The sequence below is a fragment of the Dokdonia sinensis genome (assembly GCF_003688895.1).
Lineage (GTDB): Bacteria > Bacteroidota > Bacteroidia > Flavobacteriales > Flavobacteriaceae > Dokdonia > Dokdonia sinensis.
Genome location: NZ_REFV01000005.1, coordinates 129,063 through 151,915, shown reverse-complemented (window position 1 = coordinate 151,915; position 22,853 = coordinate 129,063). Strand labels below are relative to the sequence as shown.

Sequence of the window (22,853 nt, the reverse complement as noted above, 5' to 3'; positions counted from 1 at the left end):
TAACTTAAATAAACAACAAAGATGAAAAAAGTAAAAAGAACACTAGGTATGATGGCACTTGCTGCTACAACGGTACTAACGGTTTCCTGCAAAGATGTAAACAAGAACGAACCGGCTGCACCTATGAGTAATGAGATGCATCAAGAGTCTATGGATGACAAAGACGATATGGCGATGAATGACAACCAAGATGCAAAAGCAGAAGCAATCTTGAATGACTATTTCAACTTAAAAGATGCTCTTGTAGGCGATGACAATGACAAAGCAAAACAACTGGGCGCCACGCTGGCAAGCACTTTAGGCAGTTTTGATGCATCGAGCTATTCAGATAGTGAGCAACAAGAACTCAAGGATATTATGGAAGACGCAATTGAACACGCAGAACACATTTCAGAAAGTGATATGGCACACCAACGTGAGCACTTTAAGATATTAAGCAAGGATGTTACCGATATGGTTGCCATTACTGGAACAGAGATGAAGATATACGAGCAATTCTGCCCTATGTATAATAATAATGAGGGTGGTGCTTGGCTTAGTATGAACGAAGAAATTAGAAACCCCTATTTCGGTGACAAAATGTTGAAATGCGGTAAAGTACAGCGAGAAATCAACTAATTGAAGTTTTTAAAAATCATAGCGTGGCTTGCCCTTGTGGCATTGATAGTGATTCAGTTCTTTCCAATAATTCTGAACGAGAGCGATTATGTACCGCAAAGTGATTTTATGGTCGAAAATCAAGTGCCTGCAACGATAAAAAATCGGTTGCAGGTTTCTTGCTACGATTGCCACAGTAATAATACAGATTATCCGTGGTATAGTAAGATACAGCCTGCGACTTGGTTTCTGGAAGATCACATACAAGAAGGTAAGGACGAACTTAATTTTAATGAATGGGCAACATATTCAGACCGGCGAAAGAATAGTAAACTTCGGTCTATTATAAGCCAAATCGAAGAAGATAAAATGCCCTTGGATTCTTATACACTCATTCATAAAGATGCAATTCTTTCAGATGAAGATAAGAGGATGATAATAGATTATATGAAAGCGTTAAAAGACAGTTTGGAATAAAGTCCTGATATGGGAAGGGAAAGTTGATGGTTGGTTAGTTAGTAGCCCTTCCCTTGTCAGGCACAATAAAAAATATTAGAAAAATGAATAATGATATAAATGAATTTGAGTAAAAATTCTTAAAAATAAACAGGATGAATGCACTTAGAAAAACTACAATATTCGCATTAATTATAATAGCAACAAGCCAAGTGTTCGGACAAGATACAAACACAGAAAAGCAAGCCGTGCTTAAAGTAATGAAAACCTACAAAGATGCGCTACAAAACTTGACAACCGAAGGTACTTTTGACTTATTTACAGAAGATTCCGAGGTTTTTGAATCTGGTGGTGTTGAAGGCACCTATGCCCACTATATAGAACATCATTTAGGTCCAGAATTGGGGCATTTCAAGAAGTTTGAATTTTCAGATTATGAAATTGATGCAGAAGTAGATTTGCCCTATGCGTTTACTACCGAAACTTATGTCTACACCATAGTTCTCAATCCCGATGATAAAGGCAATACTCGAACCATAAAGAAAAAAGGGGTGGCGACTTCTATCCTTAAGAAGATAGATGAAAAATGGCAGATAGTAAAAATACATTCATCATCCAGAAATGTTAAATAATTTTTAGCCAATCATAAAATGACACACACCTATCACATACACGGAATGACCTGTAACGGTTGCCGAAACCACGTCGAACAGACGCTTTCCAAAATAGAAGGTGTAACTAATGCATCTGTCAATTTAGAAAAAGCCGAAGTGACCATCGAAATGCAAGCACATATTCCCATCGAAAAATTTCAAGAGGCTCTAAAAGCGGATGGTGGGCAATACAGTATCCATCAAAATGGCGAACAGCAGCATACCCACGATAAGAAGAAAGTTGAGAAACCCAAAAGTCAAGGAACGGGAACATTTTACTGTCCGATGCATTGCGAGGGCGACAAGACTTACGACAAACCAGGCGACTGTCCTGTTTGCGGAATGGATTTGGTTGAAGAAGTTAACCTAACGGCTACTTCCGACACCCAATATACCTGCCCGATGCACCCAGAAATTATTAAGGACGAACCGGGAAGCTGTCCAATTTGTGGAATGGATTTAGTTCCTATGGAACCCGATTTATCCGCAGAGGAAAAGACCTATAAAAAACTTCTTAAAAAGTTCTGGATAGCGGTCGCTTTCACATTGCCCATTTTTATCATTGCAATGTCCGAAATGCTGCCCAACAACCCCTTATATGATGTTTTAGAATTAAAATATTGGAACTGGATTCAATTTGCGCTTTCTATTCCTGTGGTATTCTACGCTACTTGGATGTTCTTTGACCGTGCCTACCGCAGTATAAAGACGTGGAACTTAAATATGTTTACGCTTATCGGTATCGGTGCTGGCGTTGCTTGGCTCTTCAGCGTGTTCGGGATGCTCGTACCCGATTTTTTCCCTGACCAATTCAAGACCGAAGCCGGTACGGTTCACGTCTATTTTGAGGCTGCTACGGTGATTCTAACTTTGGTTCTACTTGGTCAAGTCCTCGAAGCTCGTGCGCATAGCAAGACCAATTCCGCAGTCAAGGAACTTTTAAAATTGGCACCTAACAAGGCTATAAAGGTAGTTGATGGGGAAGAACAGGAAGTGGCCATCGATGAAATTGAATTGGGCGATATCCTACGTGTGAAGCCGGGCGATAAGATTCCCGTGGATGGCGTGATTACCGAAGGTGAAACTTCCATCGACGAATCGATGATTACTGGTGAACCCATTCCCGTAAACAAATCAGTAGATGATAAAGTAAGTAGCGGAACTATTAATGGCAATCAGTCCTTTTTAATGAAAGCTGAAAAGGTAGGTTCCGATACCTTGTTATCACAGATAATACAGATGGTCAACGATGCCAGTCGAAGCCGTGCACCCATCCAAAAGTTGGCCGATACCGTTTCGGGATATTTCGTGCCAATCGTTGTTATAATCGCTGTTGTTACATTTGGCGTTTGGGCAATTTGGGGTCCAGAACCAGCCTATGTTTATGCCTTGGTCAATGCAATCGCCGTATTGATTATCGCCTGTCCGTGTGCTTTGGGACTTGCTACACCAATGTCTGTAATGGTGGGTGTCGGCAAAGGCGCACAAAATGGTGTGCTCATCAAAAATGCCGAAGCACTTGAAAAAATGGATAAGGTTGATACCTTAATCGTGGATAAAACTGGAACTATTACCGAAGGAAAACCTACAGTTGAAAAAGTGGTTTCTTTTGATGAAAGCTTTCGCGAAAGCGAAGTGCTACAATACATTGTATCCCTTAATAGCCAAAGTGAACATCCTTTGGCGGAAGCAACGGTAAAATATGGAAAAGAACAAAGCGCAGAATTTTTAAAAGCTGATAGTTTTAGTGCGGTTACTGGAAAAGGTGTTGAAGGGAAAGTGAACGGAAAAGAAGTGGCTTTAGGAAATGCCAAAATGATGGAACAGGCGAATGCTACACTTACTCAAGTGATGGAAAACGAAGCGCAATCTTATCAAAAGCAAGGTAAGACGGTTTCCTATCTCGCCATTGATGGTAAAATTTCTGGTTACGTGGTCATAGGTGATAAAATCAAGGAAACGAGCGCAAAAGCTATAAAGGATTTGCAGGATAAGGGAATTGCAGTCATAATGCTTACGGGTGATAATCACGATACTGCACAGGCTGTCGCGGACGAACTTAACCTCGCCGATTTTCAGGCAAGTATGCTACCGGAAAATAAATTACAAGAAGTCGAGAAATTACAAGAACAAGGCAAGGTGGTTGCAATGGCAGGTGATGGTATAAACGATGCCCCAGCGTTGGCAAAAAGTGACGTAGGTATCGCAATGGGTACAGGAACAGATGTTGCCATTGAAAGTGCAGCAATTACCTTGGTGAAAGGCGATTTACACGGAATCGTAAAGGCAAGAAACCTAAGTGATGCAGTAATGCGCAATATCAAACAAAACCTCTTTTTTGCAATGATTTATAACACGCTGGGTATCCCTATTGCAGCAGGACTACTGTATCCGTTTTTTGGAATACTCTTATCGCCAATGATTGCGGCTTTGGCGATGAGCTTCAGTTCGGTATCGGTAATTGCCAACTCATTACGTCTAAAAAGTAAAAACATATAATCTAACTAATTGAATAATTATGAAATACAAAATTTTGATAATTCTATTGGTCGTTGCTGTCATCGGCTGTAAAAATGAAGAAAAGAATAATCCCAAAATAGAGACAGAACACAATCATACCCCAAGTGAACCTACATCTGAGAACAAAAAAACCCTAAGTCCACATACATCGGCAATGGCGATGATAGGCGATACACATATCCATATAGATTATTCGTCGCCAGGCGTGCGGAATAGAATCATTTTCGGTGGATTGTTGGCTTACGACCAAGTCTGGCAGGCTGGTGCCCATATGGCTACTTGGTTGGAAACAAACAAGGATATACAAATTGACGGTAAAGAATTAAAAGCTGGGAAATATGGATTTTTTGTAATTCCGAATCAAGAAGAATGGACTGTCATTTTCAACAGGAATTGGAACCAACACGGTAAGGACGACTATACTGAAAATGATGATGTATTACGATTTAAAGTGACACCTAAAATTTCCGAGGAAATCAAGGAACATTTAGAGTATAAAGTAAACAAAACAACTGAGACTTCCGGAACAATATCAATGAGTTGGGAAAAAGTCACGATTGAATTTCCTTTTGAAATAAAGTAAAATGGTGAACAGAAAAACAGCGAAATGGATTAGAAAAGCGCACCGCTATTTGGGTATCTTTTTAGGGATTCAGTTTCTGATGTGGACGATTAGTGGGATGTATTTCAGCTGGACAGACATCGACGAGATACACGGCGACCATTTTAAGAAAGAAGCACCTTTAAAGACCACATTTAATAATTTGCTCGGCACATCCCAACTGGCTATTAAAGAACCCATACAATCTTTGGAATTACTGGAAATAGCCAATGAACCTTATTATTGGATTAATGATGCACAGCTTTATAATGCAAGAACCGGTCAAAGGAAAAATGGAATTACTAAAGAAGAGGCACAACAAGTTGCAAATAGGTATATGTTGGACGATTTAGAAATAGCAAAAATTCAATTAGTCGATTCTGTAGGGCCACATCACGAATATCGAGGTCGCCCACTTCCAGCTTATGAAATCTCGTATGAGACACCACAAAATTTAAAAGCCTATGTGGCGGTTGAAAATGGCGCTTTTCAAACGGTGAGACACAGAGACTGGCGCTGGTTTGATTTTCTATGGATGACCCATACGATGGATTATCAGGGAAGGGATAATTTCAACACGTTGTTGTTAAGGGCATTTTCACTTTTGGGATTGATAACTGTCTTAAGCGGTTTCGTTTTGTGGTATATCAGCTCCCCATCAATCAGAAAACTAAAAAAGAAAATTAAATAATTAGTAACAAATAAAACCAAAAATTATGAATTCAAACGAACACGAAAACAAGAACAAAGGAATGAGCCAATACACTAAATTCTTCCTTATGCTAGGGTCATCATTTATAGCAATGTACATCACAATGTATTTAAATACCTACGAGTTTGACCACGTGTGGTTCAGTCTTACACGATTTTATATGGTGTGTTTAGGAATAGCTACTATGGCTGTTATTATGTTGTTATTTATGTTGAATATGTATAAAGACAAGAAAAAGAATATTGCAATTCTCGCAGGTAGTGTTATATTGTTTTTGGGAGCATTAGGACTGGTACGCGACCAAAAATCAACCGTGGGCGATGTACTTTGGATGAAAGCAATGATACCGCACCATTCTATAGCAATTTTAACAAGTGAGCGTGCAGATATTAAAGACCCAGAAGTAAAAAAACTGGCAGAAGATATTATTAAGGCACAACGACGAGAAATTGCCGAAATGAAAGAAATGATTGAACGTTTAGAAAACGAAAAATAAGATTATGAATAAGAACATTTTATATATAGCAATAGCCGTAATCATAGGTTTGGGCGCAGGCTGGCTCATTTTTGGAAATGGGTCAAGTGATTCAAATAAGGATATGTCCGAAATGTCAGACCACGACCACTCTGGTGAGAGCGCAGACCGGATGTGGACGTGCTCGATGCACCCAAAGATAATGCAACCCGAAGCTGGTGATTGTCCTATATGTGGAATGGACTTAATCCCTGCTGAAGCTGGTGCTGAAGGTCTCGCAGCAAACGAGATAAAAATGACCGAAAATGCTATGGCATTAGCAAATATTCAAACCACTATCGTGGGCAATGCAGAAGCCAGCGATGATGATGGGATGACATCCCTTTCTGGAAAAATAGCTGCTAATGAAGAAAACAATACTGTGCAAGCCAGCTATTTCAAAGGAAGAATAGAAAGACTCAACGTCAACTACGAAGGTCAACAAGTAAATCGTGGTCAGCTGCTCGCAACCATTTACGCACCAGACCTTGTAGCGGCACAACAGGAATTGATTACCGCAGCATCGTTGAAAGAATCGCAACCCGCTTTGTATAAAGCAGTTCGCAATAAACTCAAAAACTGGAAACTTTCAGATACACAAATCAATGCTATTGAAGAAAGTGGAACGGTACGAGAGAATTTCCCGATTTATGCAACGGTTTCCGGAACGGTTTCAGAAGTAATGGCAGCACAAGGCGATTATGTAAATCAAGGACAGCCTATTGTGAAGTTGAGCAACCTCAATTCGGTTTGGGCAGAATTTGATGCCTATGAAAATCAAATAGCGCTATTCAACGTTAGGCAAAAAATCAACATCACGACCAATGCCTATCCAAATAAAGAATTTGAGGGAACAATTTCATTTATTGACCCAATTTTAAATAATGCTACAAGAACGGTAACGGTACGTGCAACCCTTCAAAATAGAGACGACCTATTTAAACCAGGAATGTTTGTTACAGGTAAGGTTAAAGGCGCAACACAAACTATGGAAAACACCCTTACCGTGCCTGCAAGTGCTGTGTTATGGACGGGCGAGCGCTCATTGGTATATGTGAAAACCAATCCTAACGAGCCTGTATTTGAAATGCACGAAGTAACCTTGGGCAATCGCTCTGGCGAAACTTACCAAGTATCGGCCGGATTAAATAATGGCGATGAAATTGTTACCAATGGAACATTTACAGTAGATGCAGCGGCACAGTTACAGGGTAAAAAATCAATGATGAATCAGCAAATGATGCAGGACGAATCAGCAATGATGGGCGATATGGAAATGAGTTTCAGCAATGCGTTTAGTTCTGATTTCGACAAAGCATTACCATCATATCTCAAAATGAAAGATGCCCTTGTAGCAAGCGATGCAAGTCAAGTTTCCGCTTTCGCGAAAGCGACATCATTAAAATTAAAAGCAATATCGACTGATGATTTAAGTACGATGGAAAAACAACACTTAACCAAAAGTATTGAGATGCTGGATGCCGTTGCAAACAATGATAATCTGGAAAACCAGCGCGCTCACTTCGTCATTCTAAACGAGAATATCGTGCCTATTGCAATGAGCATAAAAAACTCGATAAATTATTACATTCAGAAATGCCCTATGGCAAATAACAATAAAGGTGCGGTATGGCTAAGTATGGAAGAAGAAATAAGAAATCCATACTATGGCGATGCAATGTTGACTTGCGGAAGTGTGATTGATTCGTTGTAAAAATCATTTGCAACACAGTTGCACCAAAAAAATTTTATCTTTGCATTGTGAAAGTTGTAGCAATCATTTTATCGTTTTATTTCTTGGCACTCAATGTAGTGCCTTGTAGCGATGCGGCAAATAGAGCTGATGATACCCAAGTAGTTACAGTAATCGATATTGATGGCGACCACGACCAAGACTGTGAGTTATGCTCGCCTTTTTGCCAATGCCATTGTTGTCACGTTCACACGATAAATTTTGGGCTTGTTGCATTTCAACCGCTACAGCCTGCTATTCCTCAAGAATTCTTTGCCCATTTCGATGACCTTGGCAAAGATATTCCCCATTCCCTTTTTCAGCCACCTCGGGCATAATTCAGTTTTCATAGGATAACTATATCCTTTTTTGAAGTTTTCCTAATGGGAATGCTCAACTATGTTTTTGCTACGCGAAAACGCAAACTCGTTTTTTAACTGAATTAATACATTAATCTATGATTAACAGAATCATTGATTTTTCAATCAATAACAAATTTATTATTGGCTTGTTTACGTTGACTCTTATAGGAGTTGGTATCTGGTCAATGGCAACGGTAAATCTTGGGTCTGTGCCAGATATTACCAATAATCAAGTGCAAGTCATCACGCAATCGCCCAATCTGGGAACGGAAGATATTGAACAGTTCGTGACCTATCCTGTAGAATTATCTATGGGTAATTTACCGGGCGTTACCGAAATAAGATCTATCTCACGTTTCGGACTCTCTGTAGTAACCATCGTTTTTGAAGACGATATGGGAACCTATCTTCCTCGACAGCTGGTACAGGAAAAACTAAACGAACTGGGCGAATCTATCCCTGAAAAATTTGGAAGTCCATCTATGGGTCCCATCTCTACTGGTTTAGGTCAAATCTATGAATACACTATAAAGCCAGAGGAGGGTTTTGAAAACAAGTATTCGCCTATGGAACTGCGCACCGTGCAAGATTGGGTTATCAAACGACAACTCACATTACTGGAAGGCGTGGTAGAGGTCAACTCTTATGGAGGCAGTATTAAACAGTACGAGGTCGCTGTCAACCCAGATAAGTTGAATAGTTTGGGTATTAGTATTTCACAAGTGTATGAGGCTCTCGCTCGGAACAATGTGAATACAGGCGGTGCTTACATAGAAAAAAATAAAATGTCAAATTTCATAAGAGGTGAAGGTCTTATTCGCTCTTTGGAAGACATCAAGAATATCTCGATTATCAACGAAGGCAACATTCCCATAACAATTGGAGATGTAGCAACGCGTGTCCATTTTGGGAGTCAGGTACGTTATGGTGCATTTACCCAAGACGGTAAGGAAGCCGTGGGCGGTATGATTATGATGCTCAAGGGTTCTAATCCTAATGCAGTTATTCAAAATGTAAAGGATCGTATGGCAGAAATTGAAAAATCCCTGCCAGAAGGTTTAACGATCGCCCCTATAATTGATCGTAGTGAGCTTATTGCCAGAACTACAGATACGGTTAAAACTAATTTACTGGAAGGTGCTCTTATAGTGATTTTTGCCCTTGTGTTATTGCTGGGTAGTTTAAGAGGTGGAATCATAACAGCCACGACCATACCCTTGTCCTTACTTTTTGCCTTTATCCTGATGAAGCAGTTTAATGTATGGGCAAACTTAATGAGCTTGGGAGCTATTGATTTTGGGATTATCATAGATGGTGCGGTAATTATTATAGAAGGAACGGTTTATGAGATCCAAAAACGAATTAGGTCTGGCAAGCTAAAATTCAATCAAGGAGTGATGGATAAAGTAGCTTATGATGCAGGAAGCACGATGATGGGTTCCGCTTTTTTTGGACAGATAATTATCCTCATCGTTTTTACGCCTATACTTTTTCTAACTGGTGTAGAAGGTAAAATGTTTAAACCTATGGCATACACCTTTGGCTTTGCAATGATAGGTGCCATCATCTTGTGTCTCACGTATGTGCCTATGATGGCAGCGCTTTTTATGAAACCAGTACAAAATACCAAAAACTGGTTCGGCAGGTTTGAGCGCTGGCTCGAAAAAATAAGTGATAAAATTATAGGTGCTATTCATAGTACATATATGCCATTATTAAAGGGAGCCCTTAAACTAAAACTTATTGTTTTATCAGCTGCTGCCGTATTACTTCTTATTGCTGGTTTTATCTTTTCTAATATGGGTGGAGAATTTGTGCCCCAGCTTGATGAAGGAGACCTAGCAATGCAAGCACTCATTAGACCAGGAAGTTCATTATCCGAATCTATTGAAGTTTCCAAGAAAATAGAAACTATCCTATTAGAAAATTTCCCTGAAATTAAAACAGTCACAGCTCGTATAGGTGTTGCAGATATTCCTACCGATCCTATGCCTATGGATATTGCAGATATGTACATCATCCTAAACAAGAATATGGACCAGTGGACAACAGCTACTACTAAAGAAGGTTTGATAGATGCCATTAGAGACAAATTAGATGAAGAACTCGTAGGTGTGAATTTAGTCTTTACACAACCAGTAGAGTTACGATTTAACGAGCTGTTAGAAGGTGTAAGAGAAGATATTGCGGTAAAGCTGTATGGCGAAGATTTAGAGGTGTTATCACAAAAGGTTCAGGAAATGGCAGCGATTATACAGACCGTTCCTGGCGCTGGTGATGTGAGTGCAGAACGAACTGCAGGATTACCACAGATGACCGTAAAATATAAGCGTGATAAAATGGCGCAATATGGACTGGATATTCAAAAAGTAAATGATTACATAAGTACCGCATTCGCTGGGGGAACCGCAGGAGTAATTTTTGAAGGCGAGAAACGATTTGATCTCGTGGTACGATTTGATGAAAGCCATAGAAAAAGTATCGATGACCTACGCAATATGTATATCGATCTTAAGGATGGCAATCAGATACCCATTATCGAAATAGCCGAAATTGAATACGTCCCTGGACCTATGCAAATTTCACGTGACAATACGTATAGAAGAACCTACGTAGGTGTAAATGCAAGAGGCAGGGATGTGGAGTCTGTAGTAAAAGATATTCAGCAAAAATTAGATGAAGAACTGGACTTGCCATCAGGCTATTATATTACCTATGGTGGTGAGTTTGAAAATCTACAAAGCGCAAAGGATCGTTTGATAATCGTTGTGCCCATCGCCCTGTTTTTAATATTTATACTGCTGTACTTTGCCTTAAAATCCTTTTCACAATCGCTAATGATTTACATAGCGATTCCCTTGGCGGCCATCGGTGGTGTGTTTGCCCTATGGTTGCGGGATATGCCATTTAGTATTTCGGCAGGTGTCGGCTTTATTGTGCTATTTGGTGTTGCAGTTCTTAACGGACTGGTACTTATAAACCGATTTAATTCCTTAAAAGAAGAAGGTGTGATAAGTATAAAGGATAGAATATTTCAAGGGACTAAAGAACGTATTCGTCCCATTATGCTCACGGCCACCACTGATATTTTCGGCTTTTTACCTATGGCATTTTCCACATCGGCCGGTGCAGAAGTCCAACAGCCGCTCGCTACGGTAGTTATCGGTGGAATGCTTACAGCTACGCTGCTCACGTTGGTCGTGCTTCCCGTACTATATACCTTTATAGAAAAGAGACGCGAGCGCAAAGAGCAGAATAAGATTGGTTCGTTTAATCCGCAAGGCTTGACTACGATTTTGATAGTTGGTTTTATGTTAGGTGGCACCGCTTTCGCGCCTGCCCAGAGCGCAGTCGAAGGGAGAGCGCAACAATCACAAGCACCTGTGCAAGATCTCATTGCTAAGGACAGCATCACGCCCATCACATTATCACGAGCTGTAGAAATTGCCAAAGAAAATTATCCTGTACTCAAAGCAAGCCAGCTCGAAATCGAAAGACAGAATGCACTCTCAGGCAATGCCTACGACTTCGGTAGTACACAGATCTTTACGGGTGGCGAAGAAGTGGCAGATGGTCAGGGTATTTATACCTTGATAGGTATCGGTCAACAGAATATTGATCTACTGGGAATAGGTGCTAAAAAACGTTTGCAACAACAACGCATCCAGTTAGCCGAAACAGCTCTTGACCTTTCGGAAATCCAGATAGAACGGGAAGTCAAAAAGGCCTGGTCAGAAGCTTTTCAGGCAAAGAAGAAGTTTGTTTTGTACCGAGAACTGGACAGCATTTATGATCAGTTTGCACAATCTGTAGAACTCAATTATGAAGTGGAAGCCATTTCAAGACTGGAATATGCTGCTGCGCGCAATCAAGCACTACAAATTAACAATAAGTTTCAGCAGGCAGAAACAGACTATTTCATCGCCTTGCAAAAGCTCAACCTTTGGTTGACACCAGATGCGATGTACGGCGTTTCTGATGAATTGGGAGCTAGTGAAATTTCAATTTTAGAGTCTAATAATACATTGAATGATCATCCTGAGTTATCGCTTTCGCGAAAGCGTATAGACGAAGCACAAGCAAGCTATGACGCAGCAAGGGCAAATTTACTGCCCCAGTTTAATCTGCAAGGTGGCCTGCAACGTGTCAATGGCGATAGTGGTTTTTATACCTATCAAGCTGGGATTTCCATACCACTGTTTTCTGGACCTGTCCGTAGTCGTGCAAAGGCTGCTAAACTCGATGCACAGATTGCAGAAACCAATGCAGCCTTTAAACAGCGTGAGCTACAATCGCAATTCATACAGGCACAACAAAATTATGCACGATGGCGGGATACCTGGTTTTTCTATAAAACCGAAGCTTTGCCACTTGCCATAGACCAGCGCAAAGGTGCATTGCTGGCATACAAAGAAGGAGCGCTGGATTATGCAGCATTCACGCAAATAATACGTGATGCCATACAGACCGAAATGGACGCGCTCGATGCACTTGATAAATATTTAGAAGCCCTGTTTGATTTACAATATTTCCAAAACTAAAAAAGATGAAAACGATAAAATATATACCGATTACCGCAATGTTTTTTGCATTGACATTACTCAGCTGTGGCGACACAAAATCTGAAGATGGCCACGATGAAGCCACCCATTCTGATACAGAAGAAAACAATTCTGAGGGTGAGACCGGTCAAGAAAACCTTAACGAAGGCGAAGCTCAAGAAGTAATGCTCACGGCACAGCAGTTTGATGCCTTACAAATGGAAATTGACACGCTCGCGCAACGCAATATGAGTGGTTATGTAGAAGCAAACGGTACGCTGGAAGTACCACCGCAAAACGAAGCAAATATTACCGCGCTTGCAGGAGCAAATGTGGCATCCATAGAGGTTATAGAAGGAGACGAAGTCAAAAAGAATCAAGCGGTGGCTTATTTATCACATCCCAGCATCATCCAGATTCAATCAGATTATTTGAACGCTTACAGCAATAGTAAATTTCTGAAACAGGAATATGAACGTCAAAAAAGACTTTATGAAGCTGGTGTAGCATCAGGAATGAATTTCCAAAAAGCAACGGCAGACTATCAGTCATCTACCGCAATGGTAAAAGGGCTTGAAGCGCAGTTGCGACAGTACAACATCAATACGAGTGGTGTGCGCAATGGTACTATCTATCAGAGTGTGGCATTGCGCAGTCCCATAGCAGGTGTCGTAGAAAAAGTATTTATAAAGACTGGGCAATATGTGGAGCCACAGACCAACTTAATGCAAATAGTAGATACAGACCACGTGCACGCAGATTTAATGGTTTTTGAAAAAGATGTGGACAAAGTGAAGAAAGGCCAAAAAGTACGTTTCAGTATTCAATCGAGGCCAGGAAAAGAGTTGGAAGCCGAAATTTATTCGGTTAGTCAAACTTTTGAGCAAGATCCAAAAGCGGTTCACGTACACGCTGAAATTGAGAATAAAGAAGGTGGTCTTATCCCTGGTATGTATATAAAAGGTAAAATTGAAGTTGATAACCAACAGACTACTGCACTACCTGAAAGTGCCATAGTTACAGAAGCTGGAAAGAATTATGTATTTACAGCGCAAAGGGAAGGCGATGCTTGGAGTTTTAAACCAGTAGAGGTTACAACAGGCGAGAAAGATGGCGACTGGATAGCCATACGCTTTTTTGAAACCCCAGATCCTAACACACGTTTTGCATTCAACAATGCCTATTACCTGATGGGAGAAATGAAAAAGGGAGAAACTGAACACGAACATTAAAAGATATGAAAGAAGCAAGAAAACAAAATTTAAAAGAAGCCAGGACACTACAGATTTGGAATGTTATTTATGATGTTATTGAAGTAGTGGTCTCGCTTATAGCAGGATTTACGGCCAATAGTTCGGCATTGATTGGTTGGGGATTAGACAGCACAATTGAAGTCGTAAGTGCGGGAACATTAGGCTGGCGACTACACGGCGAGATTAAAGGTATTGATGAAGAAAAAGTAAAACGAAGACAAAAAATCACGTTAAACGTAATAGCAATTTCATTTACGCTCATCTGTGTTTTCATTTCGTATGACTCCATTACAAAGCTTATAAATCAAGAAACTGCAAACTGGAGCACTTTGGGACTTATTATATTATTGGTTTCCCTCGCTGTAAATCCAATTCTAATATATTTCAAAAGAAAATATGGAAAGAAACTGGACAGTCCAGCTTTAATGGCCGATGCTAAAGACACCTTTATTTGTCTATACCAAACCGTGGTCGTTCTTATAGGTTTACTATTGGTCAATTGGTTAGGCTGGTGGTGGGCAGACCCTGTGGCAGCATTGCTTATCGTGCCCTATGCGGCAAAAGAAGGCTGGGAAGCCTACAACAAAGCCAGAAACATCAATTATAACATCGCGAAAAATGACTGAAATAGAAAAAACATTGAGCGATCATAAGGTGCGTCCTACCGCAATGCGCATTTTGATCTACAAATATCTGGCTCAACAAAAGATTGCACTGGCTTTGCTTGATATAGAGACCGCTTTCGCGAAAGCGGAACGATCTACCATCTTTAGAACATTAAAAACTTTTGAAGAGAACGGTATTGTACACCAAATAGAAGATGGTACCGGAATCAATAAGTACGCACTTTGTGAGCCAGGTTGCAATTGCGAGATAGATCAAGATTTACACTTGCATTTTCATTGCAGTAATTGTGATGAAACTGTTTGCTTGACAGAACATAAAATACCACACATCAACCTTCCAGATGGCTACGTAGCCGAAGATGTAAATCTTGTTGTGACAGGTGTTTGTGAAAAGTGCAGTAGTTGACATTGCACAACAGTTGCGCAACTATTTTTTGCATTTTTGTACTTAATGAATTAAATAAAATGAAAAATAAATTAGCGGTTACAAGTATCCTAACAGCAATTACAGCTTCATTGTGTTGCATCACACCTGTTTTGGCATTAATTGCAGGAACAAGTGGTGTAGCTTCAACTTTTTCTTGGATAGAACCATTTAGACCTTACTTAATAGGGCTAACCATATTGGTTCTTCTGTTTGCTTGGTATCAAAAATTGAAACCAGAAAAAGAAATAGACTGCGAATGTGAAACGGATGAAAAACCAAAATTTATGTATTCAAAAACCTTTTTAGGTATTGTAACGGCATTTGCAATTGTGATGTTGGCTTTCCCATACTACTCAAGTATGTTATATCCAAAAACCGAAAAACAAATCATAATAGTTAATAACTCAAATATCAAAACAACAGAGTATAAAATAAGCGGTATGACCTGCGCCAGTTGTGAAGCACACGTAAACCACGAAGTAAATAAACTCAACGGAATTGTAAATTCAAAAACATCATACGAAAATGCTAACGCAATTATTAAGTATGATAAAACTAAAACGAACGAAACGGAAATTGAGAAAGCAATTAATGCTACAGGGTATAAAGTAACTGATAAAAAATAAAATTGATGCAAACCATATTAAAATCGGAAATCACTTGCCCAGCCTGTGGTTATAAAAAAGAAGAAAATATGCCAACAAATGCCTGTCAGTTCTTTTATGAATGTAAGGATTGTAAAATAGTTCTCAAACCAAAGGAAGGAGATTGCTGCGTGTATTGCTCATACGGAACCGTTCCTTGTCCACCAATTCAACAAAACAAAAGTTGTTGCTAACACAAAATTAGATGAAAAAGAAAAAAGTAAACTTACGTGACATAGACCCAAAAGAACATCAAGGCGAACATTCTCACGATGATGGTCACAATCACGATCACGGAGATGGAAGTGCATTTAAAACGTACATCCCTGCGATAGTAAGCTTTGTAATGCTTATTCTAGGCATAGCTGTTGATTATTTTGATGCCATTCCAGCCTTTAAAGGTTGGGTACGGATTGTTTGGTACACCATTGCTTATTTACCTGTAGGTTTTCCAGTTATTAAAGAAGGTTGGAAAAGTATTATGCGTGGAGACGTCTTTACAGAATTTTTCTTAATGTCCATTGCCACCTTGGGTGCATTTGCGATTGGAGAATATCCAGAAGGGGTAGCCGTAATGCTGTTTTATGCTGTGGGCGAACTCTTCCAGAATGCGGCTGTTAACCGTGCAAAAGGAAATATAAAAGCCCTACTCGATGTAAGACCAAATGAGGCATTAGTTTATCGTGATGGCGATTATGTTTCAGTAAATCCCGAGACAGTTGAAATTGGCGAAAAGATACAAGTGCGTGTGGGCGAAAAAGTCCCACTAGATGGTATTCTGCTTTCTGAAAAGGGATCTTTTAATACTGCGGCCTTGACAGGTGAAAGCAAGCCTGATACAATTGCTAAAGGCGATAGTGTTTTTGCTGGAAGTATTAATCTCGATGGAGTTATTGAAGTTGAAACAACAAAAGAATTTAAGGACAGTTCCATTGCACGTATTCTCGATATGGTGCAAAACGCAACTGCTAGAAAATCAAAAACGGAATTGTTCATTAGAAAATTTGCGCGGATTTATACGCCTATCGTTGTATTCCTTGCCATCGGCCTGACGTTTCTTCCTTACTTTTTTGTAGATGATTATGTGTTTAGAGATTGGTTATATCGTGCATTGATATTCCTCGTGATTTCGTGTCCTTGTGCTTTGGTTATCTCGATACCGCTAGGTTATTTCGGTGGTTTGGGAGCTGCTTCACGTAATGGTATTCTTTTTAAGGGTGCGTCCTTTCTCGATGCAATGACTCAAGTTAATACCGTAGTGATGGATAAGACGGGAACGGTCACTAAAGCAGTATTTAAGATTAAAGAAATTGTTACTGGTTCCGCTTTCGCGAAAGCAGAATTTATGAAATACCTAATGGCAATGGAAGAGCAATCCACGCATCCAATAGCAATAGCCATTATGGAATATAAAGCTGAAGGAGCAGATTATAACGCTACAGACGTTTCTGAAATTGCAGGTAAAGGTTTGAAAGGTAGCGTAAATGGAAAAACAGTCTTAGTTGGGAACAAAGCATTGATGACAGCACATCAGATAGAAGTTCCAGCAGCAACCGATAACATTGTTGAGTCTATAGTGATGGTAGGCATAGATGGCGCATTTGCAGGTTATGTAACAATCGCCGATGAATTGAAAGACGATGCGCATCAAGCGATCAAAGAAATACGGGCAGCAGGAATCGATAAGATTATTATGCTTTCTGGAGATAAGGATTCTATCACTCAAGAAGTAGCAAAAGAATTAGGCATCGACTGGGCAAAAGGTGGAATGCTTCCAGAAGACAAACTCAATGAGGTGGAAAAATTAAAACAGCAACCAGATACTAAGGTGGCTTTTATAGGTGATGGTATTAATGATGCGCCTGTACTTGCGGCTAGTGATGTAGGAATCGCGATGGGCGGTCTTGGTAGCGATGTGGCTATTGAAACCGCAGATGTTATTATACAAACAGATCAACCCAGTAAAATCTCAAGAGCGATAAAAATAGGCCGTTCTACACGTCGGGTTGTTTGGCAAAATATCATACTTGCCTTTGGCGTGAAAGTTATTGTATTAATATTAGGCGCTGGAGGTCTCGCCACAATGTGGGAAGCAGTCTTTGCAGATGTGGGCGTCGCATTGCTTGCTATTCTGAATGCTGTGCGATTACAGAAAATGAAGTGGGAATAGCATTGTAGAATTCAATAAGTCAACTGGATGATTCACTTACTCAAAAGTTACATTTACGGTTTTCTGTTATGAAAGGAATTGTTTTTAAATTAATTTTCTTGGCAAACATCAACCAATGGAAAAAAATTTACTCGCTACACTTTCAAATTACAAAACAGAAATTGAACCCATCATTACATCTGACCTATCAGATATAGCAATCGTAAGCAATGGAATTGCAAAGTCAAGAATGTGTATTCATAGTTTCAGAACTACTCTTAGATCATCAAAATTTAGAAGTAGAAAAGCTGAGGTACATTTCTTCAAATACACAAAACCTTATGTATATGGACGACTAAAGTTTTTTGTAAAACTTCATAAATATTTACTTCTCAAACCTCAAGGAAGTATAGCAAAACAACGGGCGCACATTGATGAAGCCGTATTGAAGTTGGAGGCATATAATTTTAAAAACATTGATTTTGTAGGTTACTATCGAAGGGATGAAAAAAATTTAGACAAATACTATTTCGTACGTGGCAAAGACGAGATAGGCTTAGCGTCTGACTCTTCACACTTTTATACAGATCCAGAATTTAGCACCAGTCACGATAATTTGGCAGCTCAGATAATAGCCTATGATTTGTTGATTGAACATTATAATGAAGAATTGGATAGACTACGTAAAAAAGAACTCAACTTATCAATTGAGCCAGACAGCCCAGCAATTCTTAATAATTTATCCTGGACCGCTTCCAAGACTGATTTAGTTGAGATTATATATGCACTGCAAGCGTCTGGTGCGATTAGAAATGGTCAGGCAGAAATCAATAAGATGGCATTGGTCTGTGAAAAATTATTTGATTTAGAATTAGGAAATTTCTATCGCACCTATTTTGAAATTAAAGAGCGTAAAAATGATAGAACAAGATTTTTAACTAAGCTCAAAACAGATCTTGAACAAAAAATGAAAAATGATGATGAAAGATATTAGACATAAGGAATGAGTAACTTAACCACTTTGAAATGTTAAAACTCTTACCAACCCATTCCCAACTTGGGAATAAAATTCATCAAACAACCACACATTTGTAAAACGAATGTCAAGTCAAAGCAAAGCAAAGCAACCGCTTTGAACTGCAATCAGTTCGGCGGTTGTTTTAATTTTAAACCGTTTTACTATGCCCACATCGATTATCACATCAGATGACCTAAGAGAATTCAAAATGGAATTACTCGAGGACCTAAAAGAACTTATTCAGACACCTGTTCAACCTAAAAAGAAGAAATATCTCAAGTCAGCTGAGGTTATGGAATTGCTACAGGTAAGCCCAGGAACACTTCAAAATTTGAGAATAAACGGCACCCTGCCCTATTCTAAAATTGGTGGCATCATTTTCTACGATGCCGATGAGATTACCAAAGTAATTCTCGAGAACCGTATTGATAATTCTCAATAGATGAAATGGAAGTCAACTACATCCAGCACCTCAACGCAGTTTTCAAAGCATTCCAAGAAGATAGCCGGTTAAATCCTACACACATCAGCTTATATCTGGCGTTGTTCCAGCTTTGGAATCACCATCGCTTTCGCGAAAGCTTTCACGTCAACCGTGAAGATGTGATGAAGCTCTCAAAGATTGGGTCAAAATCTACCTATCACCGTTGTGTTAAGGAGTTAAATCACTATAAATATTTGGTCTATGAGCCATCACACAATCCATTTAAAGGGTCAAAAATTAAGATGCTCAAATTCGGGACAACTTCTGGACAAGTATTGGAACAAGCTGTGTACCAAGCTGTCCCAAATCAAGGACAAGCAGTGGTACGTTATAATAAACATATACAAACTAATCTAAACAGTTATAAACTACCCAAGCCTAAAAATGAAATTGAAGTTCTACAATTTTTTAAAAAAGAAGAGTGGCCAGAAGTCGAAGCGCAAAAATTCTTCAATCACTACCAATCTATCGGCTGGAAGATTGGCGGGAAAATCAAAATTGAGAATTGGCACGCTTCCGCAAAAAATTGGATGCTAAAAGCCGAAGAACTCAAACAAGAAAAAAATAAAAACGAGCTGTCCCAAAACGCTGCCCTGAGCTTGTCGAAGGGTCAGGACAACCTGCATACCACTCGGAACAAGAATTATAATAAGCCGTTATGAAAACACCGGATACTACATTCGACCCAAAGAACCCTCATATCATTATTGAAGGTGCTGTGGAATATAAGCTCGGTACGTTTGACGGTAGCTTTATCCAATACGATTTCGCAAGCATAGCTCGCTACATTGATGCCAAAGGGAAGTTACTTTTCGGTAAGAACTTCAAACTTTACGATGAAGACAAACAATTGTTGTACAAGCTCTGCAGCTACTTCGTAGCTGATGCAGTCGAGTGTAAGAAGTACGACATCGACATAGATAAAGGCCTGCTATTAACAGGTCCAGTAGGATGTGGTAAAACCACATTGATGCGGTTGTTACCGCACATCGTTCCACACAAGCGCGGTTACAACTTCATTCCGTGCCGGAATATCGTTTTTGGTTTTAATGGAATAGGCTTCAAAATGATACAGGATTACGAAGACCACAAATCCTATTGCTTTGATGACTTGGGTGTTGAGCACGTAGGCCGTTATTACGGCAAGGACTGCAATGTGATGGGCGAAATCCTCATTTCCAGATACGACATCTTCAAACAGAAAGGCATCAAAACACATATCACCACCAACCTCAACGCAGACGAGCTACAAGAGAAATACGGCGAGCGAGTTAGGTCACGAATGAGGGAAATGTTCAACCTTGTTAGTTTTCCATCAAATAGCACCGATAAGCGTGGTTGAACATTCACGAGCACCTATTTGGAAAATAGAAAACCTGCGAGTAAATGTTTAACCTGATATCGTTTGATGAAAATAGTGCTGACAAAAGGGTTTAAACAATAGCTTTATAAGTTCCTGCTGGGAGCAGATGAAATGAATTTAATTAGAATTACGTTTATATATGCCATATACGGCTACAAAATGCTTTATAAGCTGAATTTCAATTGATATGGTACATTGTATTTTTTGCAATAATCAATCCTAAAGCAATTCCAGTCAGCGTGCCCTCTCATACATTCAGTCGCTTCTTCAATAAACTGTTTAAGGAGCTCTCTCTCACCCTGTGTCAAATATTGATGATGTTTATATTTTCTGATTCCAGGCATTATGAATGGATTTACAATCCGCAAAAATGGCAGAACCTCTTGTGAGAAACGAAAATAGATTATCTCATTAGTATGTCTTCCCGCCATCCACGGTTTCTCTGCTATTACCCCTTGATATTCCCAGCCCTTAAGCCTGAACATCTCTTTATAATATTCTTGGGTAAAAATCGGCTCATACTCGGCAGGTGTTTTGAGGACCTTCGCATCAAGATTTTTTAGCTTCCATTTGTCTTCAATAGTATCAAGAATTTTCCTTTTCAGAATCTCTTGGTCTAATGACTCGTCCGAGGTTTTATCCTTTACTCTGGCTTCCGTTTTATCAAGAATAAAACGCTTGAGCATTTGAGCATTCTTGCTCTGTTGTAATGCCTGTACCTGTCTCAACTCTTCTGGAGTCATCTCTGTTTTTTTCATAATTTTAGTTATAAATCGTTCTTCTTAAATTTTTTATGTGCTCGCTATATGACATATTATTACCAAACGGAAAATCTATTTTACGCAGCAGTCTCGTTGTATCAGGATTAAATTTTTTAGCTCTGGCCCAAGAGTATTTGTCGGCATCAGGAGTATCCCACGCGTAAAACGTATAGATGAAACTCGGGTGTACATTATTAGACAAAGCAAATTCTCTAATGTAATTGTCATTTTTAATAAGACCACGCACCTCATTTGTTTTACTCGTAGAAAAGAAGTACTCTCTTGCAAATGCATCAGCTTCAACTTCATTTGCAGAATGACTATCAAGGCTCTTTTGTTGTTCTTGAGAAATGTGATATGAAGAAAGCCTAATTTCGTCCCAGTCAAACAATACGTGGTACAACTCGTGCACTAACGCAAACCACAAGGTTGGATAGAAGCCTACATAATCTGTTAAGGCGATACAGGGCTTATTATTAACTTCAAAAGTAGCACCTCGAATATGTAGTGAGGGAAATGAAGGTATAAATACAACGGTCACGCCAAGTTGATATAGCTGTTGAATTACATTGACCAAACCATTGTCAACATCCATAGATTGCCATCTAATTTCTGGAAAATAAGATACTAATTTTTCCTGGTCGAATTCATTTGTGTTTCTTAGCTCAATACAAGTTTTCTCGGCGAGATACATCCAATTCATAATAGCGCAATTTCTTTTAGCGCGTTTACCCGAGCTAAAAGCAACATTTATATCAGGCTCTCTGTAGTCCAAAATATTTGTAAGTCCAAAATAGTTACATAAGCGTTCAATGATATCATCGTAATCACTTAGAGATTTTATTAATCCCACTTTTCGCATTTCCGCCAGATTGAATTTTTCGTTGACAAATTTTACTTTCTGGCTCATCTTTTCTAAGTCCTCTTCAGGGTTGTGAACCTCTTGTAACTTTTTTACATACAAAACGGTAGTTTCTTCAAGTTCAACACCCAAGAAATTAGACAGCTTAATCAATTGAGTGTAATCCAACATTTTTTGCTGCCCTGTGAGTATTCCATCAAGGGTCCTGACCGTCATCCCCATCATTTTAAGTGCGGTAGTTTTAGTAATACTTAAACTGTCGATTCTGTTTTCGAACAATTCTTCAAGATTTTCCTTAATCTGTGTGGGTTTTGGTTCAAATACTTTTCTTAGAATATCGTCAATATCGGAATGCTTTTTACTCATATATCAGATGTATGTATAAAAATTTATTTATAGAATTTCTGTAAAAATACGCAAAAGATGTATCCATACATTTTTTTGTTACGCTCGTTTTTAACAAACTTATTAACTTATATTTTATTCCTATCAACCATTCATAATTCAATTTTAATACCCCACCTACGGCACTTGCCAGCTCATCACTCATTACCTTATTCCGCACGCTACATTCGTCC

Annotated in this window: 22 protein-coding genes; 20 read left to right on the top strand and 2 right to left on the bottom strand. The window is 39.3% G+C overall.

The window, feature by feature from the left end:
* Positions 1–21: 21 nt before the first annotated feature.
* The 20 genes from EAX61_RS06995 to EAX61_RS06900 all read left to right on the top strand — a co-directional run bounded on the left by EAX61_RS06995 (position 22) and on the right by EAX61_RS06900 (position 20,631).
* Entirely contained in the window at positions 22–618 is a 597-nt protein-coding gene (locus EAX61_RS06995) for a DUF3347 domain-containing protein (protein WP_121916965.1), read from the top strand.
* Positions 619–1,074, top strand: a complete 456-nt coding sequence (locus EAX61_RS06990; RefSeq protein WP_121916964.1) for a heme-binding domain-containing protein — start codon at positions 619–621, stop codon at positions 1,072–1,074.
* A 134-nt stretch (positions 1,075–1,208) separates the two neighbouring features.
* On the top strand, positions 1,209–1,685 hold the full coding sequence (locus EAX61_RS06985) for a YybH family protein (RefSeq protein WP_121916963.1): 477 nt from the start codon (positions 1,209–1,211) through the stop codon (positions 1,683–1,685).
* A gap of 18 nt (positions 1,686–1,703) precedes the next feature.
* On the top strand, positions 1,704–4,205 hold the full coding sequence (locus EAX61_RS06980; protein ID WP_121916962.1) for a heavy metal translocating P-type ATPase: 2,502 nt from the start codon (positions 1,704–1,706) through the stop codon (positions 4,203–4,205).
* A 34-nt stretch (positions 4,206–4,239) separates the two neighbouring features.
* Positions 4,240–4,809, top strand: coding sequence for a DUF2911 domain-containing protein (locus tag EAX61_RS06975; RefSeq protein ID WP_236641999.1), 570 nt, complete (start codon positions 4,240–4,242; stop codon positions 4,807–4,809).
* Position 4,810: 1 nt separating this feature from the next.
* Positions 4,811–5,518 carry a PepSY domain-containing protein gene (locus EAX61_RS06970; protein WP_121916960.1) on the top strand — a complete coding sequence of 236 codons (708 nt, stop codon included), beginning with the start codon at positions 4,811–4,813 and terminating at the stop codon, positions 5,516–5,518.
* 25 nt (positions 5,519–5,543) lie between these two features.
* A complete protein-coding gene (locus tag EAX61_RS06965) occupies positions 5,544–6,035 on the top strand; it encodes a DUF305 domain-containing protein (protein WP_121916959.1) in 492 nt (163 codons plus the stop codon).
* Positions 6,036–6,039: 4 nt separating this feature from the next.
* Positions 6,040–7,767: an efflux RND transporter periplasmic adaptor subunit gene (locus EAX61_RS06960; protein WP_121916958.1), complete on the top strand. Its 1,728-nt coding sequence runs from the start codon at positions 6,040–6,042 to the stop codon at positions 7,765–7,767.
* Between the two features lie 47 nt (positions 7,768–7,814).
* Positions 7,815–8,123: a DUF6660 family protein gene (locus EAX61_RS16725; RefSeq protein ID WP_041566902.1), complete on the top strand. Its 309-nt coding sequence runs from the start codon at positions 7,815–7,817 to the stop codon at positions 8,121–8,123.
* Between the two features lie 119 nt (positions 8,124–8,242).
* On the top strand, positions 8,243–12,688 hold the full coding sequence (locus EAX61_RS06950; protein WP_121916957.1) for a CusA/CzcA family heavy metal efflux RND transporter: 4,446 nt from the start codon (positions 8,243–8,245) through the stop codon (positions 12,686–12,688).
* 5 nt (positions 12,689–12,693) lie between these two features.
* Positions 12,694–13,920 carry an efflux RND transporter periplasmic adaptor subunit gene (locus tag EAX61_RS06945; RefSeq protein WP_121916956.1) on the top strand — a complete coding sequence of 409 codons (1,227 nt, stop codon included), beginning with the start codon at positions 12,694–12,696 and terminating at the stop codon, positions 13,918–13,920.
* 5 nt (positions 13,921–13,925) lie between these two features.
* The gene (locus EAX61_RS06940; protein WP_121916955.1) at positions 13,926–14,567 is read left to right on the top strand and encodes a cation diffusion facilitator family transporter; all 642 of its coding nucleotides are present in this window, start codon (positions 13,926–13,928) and stop codon (positions 14,565–14,567) included.
* Positions 14,560–14,973, top strand: coding sequence for a Fur family transcriptional regulator (locus tag EAX61_RS06935; RefSeq protein ID WP_121916954.1), 414 nt, complete (start codon positions 14,560–14,562; stop codon positions 14,971–14,973). The genes EAX61_RS06940 and EAX61_RS06935 overlap by 8 nt, the downstream gene beginning before the upstream one ends.
* A gap of 59 nt (positions 14,974–15,032) precedes the next feature.
* Positions 15,033–15,620, top strand: coding sequence for a mercuric transport protein MerTP (merTP, locus tag EAX61_RS06930; RefSeq protein ID WP_121917036.1), 588 nt, complete (start codon positions 15,033–15,035; stop codon positions 15,618–15,620).
* Positions 15,621–15,625: 5 nt separating this feature from the next.
* Positions 15,626–15,832, top strand: coding sequence for a GDCCVxC domain-containing (seleno)protein (locus tag EAX61_RS16630; RefSeq protein WP_083798876.1), 207 nt, complete (start codon positions 15,626–15,628; stop codon positions 15,830–15,832).
* Positions 15,833–15,843: 11 nt separating this feature from the next.
* The gene (locus EAX61_RS06920) at positions 15,844–17,808 is read left to right on the top strand and encodes a heavy metal translocating P-type ATPase (RefSeq protein ID WP_121916953.1); all 1,965 of its coding nucleotides are present in this window, start codon (positions 15,844–15,846) and stop codon (positions 17,806–17,808) included.
* 115 nt (positions 17,809–17,923) lie between these two features.
* Positions 17,924–18,781: an RteC domain-containing protein gene (locus EAX61_RS06915; protein WP_121916952.1), complete on the top strand. Its 858-nt coding sequence runs from the start codon at positions 17,924–17,926 to the stop codon at positions 18,779–18,781.
* A 187-nt stretch (positions 18,782–18,968) separates the two neighbouring features.
* On the top strand, positions 18,969–19,247 hold the full coding sequence (locus EAX61_RS06910) for a helix-turn-helix domain-containing protein (RefSeq protein WP_121916951.1): 279 nt from the start codon (positions 18,969–18,971) through the stop codon (positions 19,245–19,247).
* Positions 19,248–19,252: 5 nt separating this feature from the next.
* Positions 19,253–19,951, top strand: coding sequence for a hypothetical protein (locus EAX61_RS06905; protein ID WP_121916950.1), 699 nt, complete (start codon positions 19,253–19,255; stop codon positions 19,949–19,951).
* The gene (locus EAX61_RS06900) at positions 19,948–20,631 is read left to right on the top strand and encodes a P-loop NTPase family protein (protein ID WP_121916949.1); all 684 of its coding nucleotides are present in this window, start codon (positions 19,948–19,950) and stop codon (positions 20,629–20,631) included. The genes EAX61_RS06905 and EAX61_RS06900 overlap by 4 nt, the downstream gene beginning before the upstream one ends.
* A 185-nt stretch (positions 20,632–20,816) precedes the next feature.
* Here EAX61_RS06900 and EAX61_RS06895 read toward each other — a convergent pair whose 3' ends face one another.
* Positions 20,817–21,410 (bottom strand): P63C domain-containing protein, encoded by a 594-nt coding sequence (locus EAX61_RS06895; RefSeq protein WP_121916948.1) that lies wholly within the window; start codon positions 21,408–21,410, stop codon positions 20,817–20,819.
* Positions 21,411–21,414: 4 nt separating this feature from the next.
* A complete protein-coding gene (locus tag EAX61_RS06890; protein WP_121916947.1) occupies positions 21,415–22,641 on the bottom strand; it encodes an ImmA/IrrE family metallo-endopeptidase in 1,227 nt (408 codons plus the stop codon).
* Between the last annotated feature and the right edge of the window lie 212 nt (positions 22,642–22,853).